Raw genomic sequence first — 4,615 nt, forward strand, 5'->3', positions numbered from 1 at the left:
CCCGTTATGGCCGCCTGCTCCCTAACGTACCAGCACAAAAAGTTTCTGAAAAAATGGTTTATGCTCATAAAGATAACCAGACCAGCATCTATTCTCAGTCGAAAAACGAATAAAAAAATCTGCTTCACCAATCCATGCGGCACTTTTTTGAAGATTAACCCGGTTGGCAACCGCTGCCGGCAGTGTTACAAATTATCGTTATTTTCATTCTAAAATAAATACCATATGCGTTACTCCCTTTCTCTCAGAATCATGCTGCTATTATTACTGTCTGTAGCTTCTTTAACCTCATTTAGTCAAACCGAAAAAAAACACGACATTGTTGTAAAACTTAACGGGGACCAGTTGAACGGAGATGTGCTTGAAGTGAGCGACAGCTCCATCCGTTTTACTTACACCGGTGAGAAACTGGTGTACACCATCAAAAAGGCGGAGATCCAAAAGATCATGTTTGCAAGCGGCAGGGTGGAAACAATCAATGCACTTTCCGCATAGACGGCATGATCACTCAAAACCGGACCACGCAAACCAGCTATGGCAATACGTCTTACAGCGGCAAAACCGAACAGAAAGATAATTCCGACGATAAAAAAAGCAGCGGATCTGCCAGCAGCTCTTCTACCAGTGTGCAGAATTACCAGACAACAATGGATATGAAGATCTACAACGACAAAAGCGATATTATCTATAACCAGAACAGGAAGGCTTTCTGGAATACCGGAGACGCCTACAAAAACACCATGGAATACCTGGTAAAACGTTGCCCGCTCTATTCTAAATAATGAACTGTATAAAATCATAAAGAGGTTGTATCATAAATAACCTGATGGGCCCACAGAAAATGAGCTAAATAGATACCGATGTTTTTTGTATCTTACTGAAAGACTTTCAGTAAATAAACCCGATAACTAATCCCTCAGTTATGACACATGAAAGCAGAACCACCGGCGCCGTTTACGCTGGAGCATCTCCGGCAGCCGATCACTCAGGCAACGCCGCAATATCGCTACCCGCCGTATCACCTCTTCAGAGAATGGCAACAAAAGCTAATGAAGATAACGATAGTCAAACGGATGACACCCACGCAGCAACAGTTGGCCCATTTCAACTTAAACCAAATCATACCGGCCTGCCGGATCACTTAAAATCTGGTATTGAAAACCTTTCTGGTTATTCGATGGACGATGTGAACGTACAATATAATTCTGCGCAGCCTGCTCAGCTGAATGCACTTGCTTATGCACAGGGTAACCAGATTCATATAGGGCCCGGGCAGGAAAAACACCTGGCGCATGAGGCATGGCATGTAGTACAGCAAAAACAAGGGCGTGTAAGTCCTACCAGGCAGCTGAAAGGAACTACCCATATCAATGACAATGCTGATCTTGAAAAAGAAGCAGATGTGATGGGCCTGAAAGCCACACAGGCTACCACAACGCCACCCGCATTACTTAAAGCAGCACCCTCTTCCGGGAGCGGCGTATTACAGCCAATGATGGGATTTGAGCTGGAGTTGCTGGTACTGGTGGATATAAACGGAAGACCAGCACCGGAAAAAAGCTTCCTGGGATCCTATGGCGCACAAGGGCTGGAACTACAGGTAGACCATAATGGTACGGTAGCGGGACCTACACCCACCAGTCCTGCCGATGCCAACTTCCAGGTAGCTACTAACCTTCATGCACCGGTAAATTGGCGGACTTTGGGCGCCTACGATTTGCCGGCCACACATGAAACCAGGGTTGGCAATACACCCGGCGTACCGCCGGTAGCAGATCCACGCACGGCGTTGCCGCGTAATTCACTGACCGGCTGGCAGCACGATTCGGCAGATGCCTGGTATTCCCGCGTACCGGCTACCAATACAATTGGCATGGATAACAGCATGCTTACCCGGATAGATCAGGCAATCCCTGCTTATCTCAGGGCATCGGAAAATTGGGAAGCAAACGTGGCCATGAGCGAATTAATGAAGATAAAAATGGCGATCGCGGATTGGATGAGCCTCAATGAAGTTCCTTCGCTGAGGCATCCTATCAACCTCCTGGGATACCATGCCATAAACCGAACACTCAACAACCTTAGACAACAGGTACAACAGCATTATACTTTCTGGATTGCAGCCAACCAGCAACCTCCTGCCGGATTATCCCGCTTATACCGGCGTGCTGCAGCGGGCGCCCACCCTGCAACGGCATGGAGCGCACATCATCCGATTGCCGGTCAGGGAAACACGCAATACGCATCTATACTTGAAATAGTAACCAGGCCATATGCACCGGAAACAGCGGCAGGCCGCAATGATCTGATCGCCGCCATGACAGAAGCGGCTACCTTGGCAACCGATATACAGAATGGTACCGCCAATTTCGCCAACCGGATTCCTTTAAATACCATTGCTCATACCAATGTGCTGAATCCTCAAATCCATGTAGGGAATCCGCTTCAGCCACTTCAGTCAACCGATGCTTCAATACAAAGCACCTTTGCCATCGACCTGGCACAAATACCATCGCTGGTAAAAAGTACAGTGGCTTTTGGTGCACCCCAAAACCAGCTTTCTCTTAAACATCAGGCAGATATAGGAGGCACTGCCCAGAATCCGGGTGGTACCAACAGAGCCGAACTGGAAATGTCGCTGGCAGTAAGAGACGCCACCAATGTGATCAACGACCTGAAAGCACAAATAGCCGTGGGCGCACCCTCCTTTGTAAATCTGAGAGGTCTGTTAACCCTTGTTTGCCAATATCTCCGGTTGGGAAAATATTGGACTGGTGCCGGTATTACGCCATTAGATAAAAACCTGACAGACCTCCTGTCCCGTACAGATCTGTCGCACATATTTCTCCACGCTGTTCCTGCAACAGAAAAAGCGTGGCTACAGGCAGCTCCGGCCAACATGAACTACCTGTTTACGCGGATATTTGCCCGAACCGGACGCGTAGCAGGCTCCGTATTAATGAACAATCCTAACGAAAACGAGGCTGCAGGACCGCGTCATTTTGGACTTTCCTGCAACACTTTTGTACAGAACGTATTTACACAGGCAACAGATGGTATAACAGCACGGTTTGGAGGATTCCAGCAACGCCCGGCAGAAGGTATTGATCCCACCAACGCCCGGCATGCTGATACACGCAGAGCTGGTGCAACTGAAAGAGAAGCACCGGTGTTTGAAATGCGCAATATGATCCCCAAAGGAGGTGCGGAACGCTTCCCTGTAGCCTCCTGGGTACCCATGACGCAATATATGATAGAGCTGATAAGGTTGTTAAATGCACGTACAGAGGCACAGGCCACACAAGATGTAAAGGTGCATGAACACCTTGGCGGAGCGGCAAACCCACCCGGATTAGGGAATCCGGAGCAAGCATGGTAGAAGACGCTTAACTTAAATCCGAACCTGGCGCCACAAAATTTTGGTTGGCAGAAGGAAACAGTACCTCTTATATCTCACCAAAAAACCTACTGACCGTAACCCGGATTCTGCTGTCCTTTCATATTCGGGGGCATTGTCAATATCTCCCTGTGGAAATAGCATCAGGTATTGCCGCAATGATGCGGCAATACCATCATTGTTTTGCTGTTACCATGGAATTTCACCGGTTTGAGGATTGGTTTCTTCACAGAAAAATTTACCCGTCGCCCCGTCGTTCCCGATTAAAGCATACTTTACAATTCGTTTCCCCGCATCTTCAACAGTACCTGTTCCCCGGTTGTTATTGAAATCTGTTTTGGTAAAGCCCGGGCTCACCGCATTCACCTTAAAATGGGTATCCCGCAATTCATAAGCCAGGTTAACGGTATACATATTCAACGCCGCTTTTGAGGAGAGATAAACTGCGCCTTTAAAGTTGTAATATTTATACGCCGGGTCGCTGTGCAACGTAATAGAACCCTGGCTGGAACTTACCATCACGATCCTCGGCGCTTCCGATTTTCTGAGTAAATCCAGAAACGCCTGCGTAACTCTTATAACACCGTATACATTGATCTCGTAAACTTCTTTAAAAACCTCAACGCTGGTACCGGTTGCGGTTTGCGGGATATAATTTCCATTCTCGTCGGACTTTGCGCCCGAAACACCGGAATTGTTAATAAGTACATCTAAAACATCTGTTTTCAGACCAATTTCCAGTCTTGCATTCTTTACCGAATGATCATCGGTTACATCAATCTGAATGGCCTCCACATTAGTCAAACCTTCGGATTTCAGCTGTTTAACAGCCCTTAACCCATTGTCCAGGTTCCGGCTTCCGAGGTAAACATAAAATCCATTATGCAATAATTGTCTTGCTGTTTCAAAGCCAATACTTTTGTTGGCTCCCGTGATGAATGCTGTTTTCATTTTTTCCGTTTTTAAACTAACGGGACAAAGGTAGCCAGCGGAAAAACGGTTGGAATGGACAAATCATTTTATTTACCCGACAAATCCTGTTGATCTGCCAAAAACTCACTTATACTTCTTCCCGTACTTTTTTTGAAAAGCCGGGAGAAATAATCAGGATCGCTAAACCCCAGTTCATATGCCAGTTCTTTTACGGAAACCTTCGAGTAATGCAGCTTTCGTTGTGCTTCTGTCATCAAACGGTTGGTGATAAACTCTTTGGGTGAT

At 46.9% G+C, this 4,615-nt stretch carries 5 protein-coding genes; 3 read left to right on the top strand and 2 right to left on the bottom strand.

Annotated features, from left to right (window positions below):
* The first annotated feature begins 225 nt into the window (after positions 1-225).
* The 3 genes from VN105_RS25180 (at position 226) to VN105_RS25190 (ending at position 3,379) form a co-directional block, all read left to right on the top strand.
* A complete protein-coding gene (locus tag VN105_RS25180; RefSeq protein ID WP_325645446.1) occupies positions 226-495 on the top strand; it encodes a hypothetical protein in 270 nt (89 codons plus the stop codon).
* A gap of 5 nt (positions 496-500) precedes the next feature.
* Positions 501-782 (top strand): hypothetical protein, encoded by a 282-nt coding sequence (locus VN105_RS25185; RefSeq protein ID WP_325645448.1) that lies wholly within the window; start codon positions 501-503, stop codon positions 780-782.
* Positions 783-922: 140 nt separating this feature from the next.
* Complete coding sequence (locus tag VN105_RS25190; RefSeq protein WP_325645449.1) at positions 923-3,379, top strand: DUF4157 domain-containing protein; 2,457 nt, start codon at positions 923-925, stop codon at positions 3,377-3,379.
* Between the two features lie 207 nt (positions 3,380-3,586).
* Here the strand turns inward: VN105_RS25190 and VN105_RS25195 are convergent, their stop codons facing one another.
* Both VN105_RS25195 and VN105_RS25200 read right to left on the bottom strand, forming a co-directional pair.
* Positions 3,587-4,348, bottom strand: coding sequence for an SDR family oxidoreductase (locus VN105_RS25195; protein WP_325645450.1), 762 nt, complete (start codon positions 4,346-4,348; stop codon positions 3,587-3,589).
* Between the two features lie 68 nt (positions 4,349-4,416).
* On the bottom strand, positions 4,417-4,615 hold a 199-nt coding region (locus tag VN105_RS25200; RefSeq protein WP_325645452.1), incomplete at its 5' end, for a helix-turn-helix domain-containing protein.

The organism is Chitinophaga sp. (assembly GCF_035564935.1).
Classification (GTDB): domain Bacteria; phylum Bacteroidota; class Bacteroidia; order Chitinophagales; family Chitinophagaceae; genus Chitinophaga.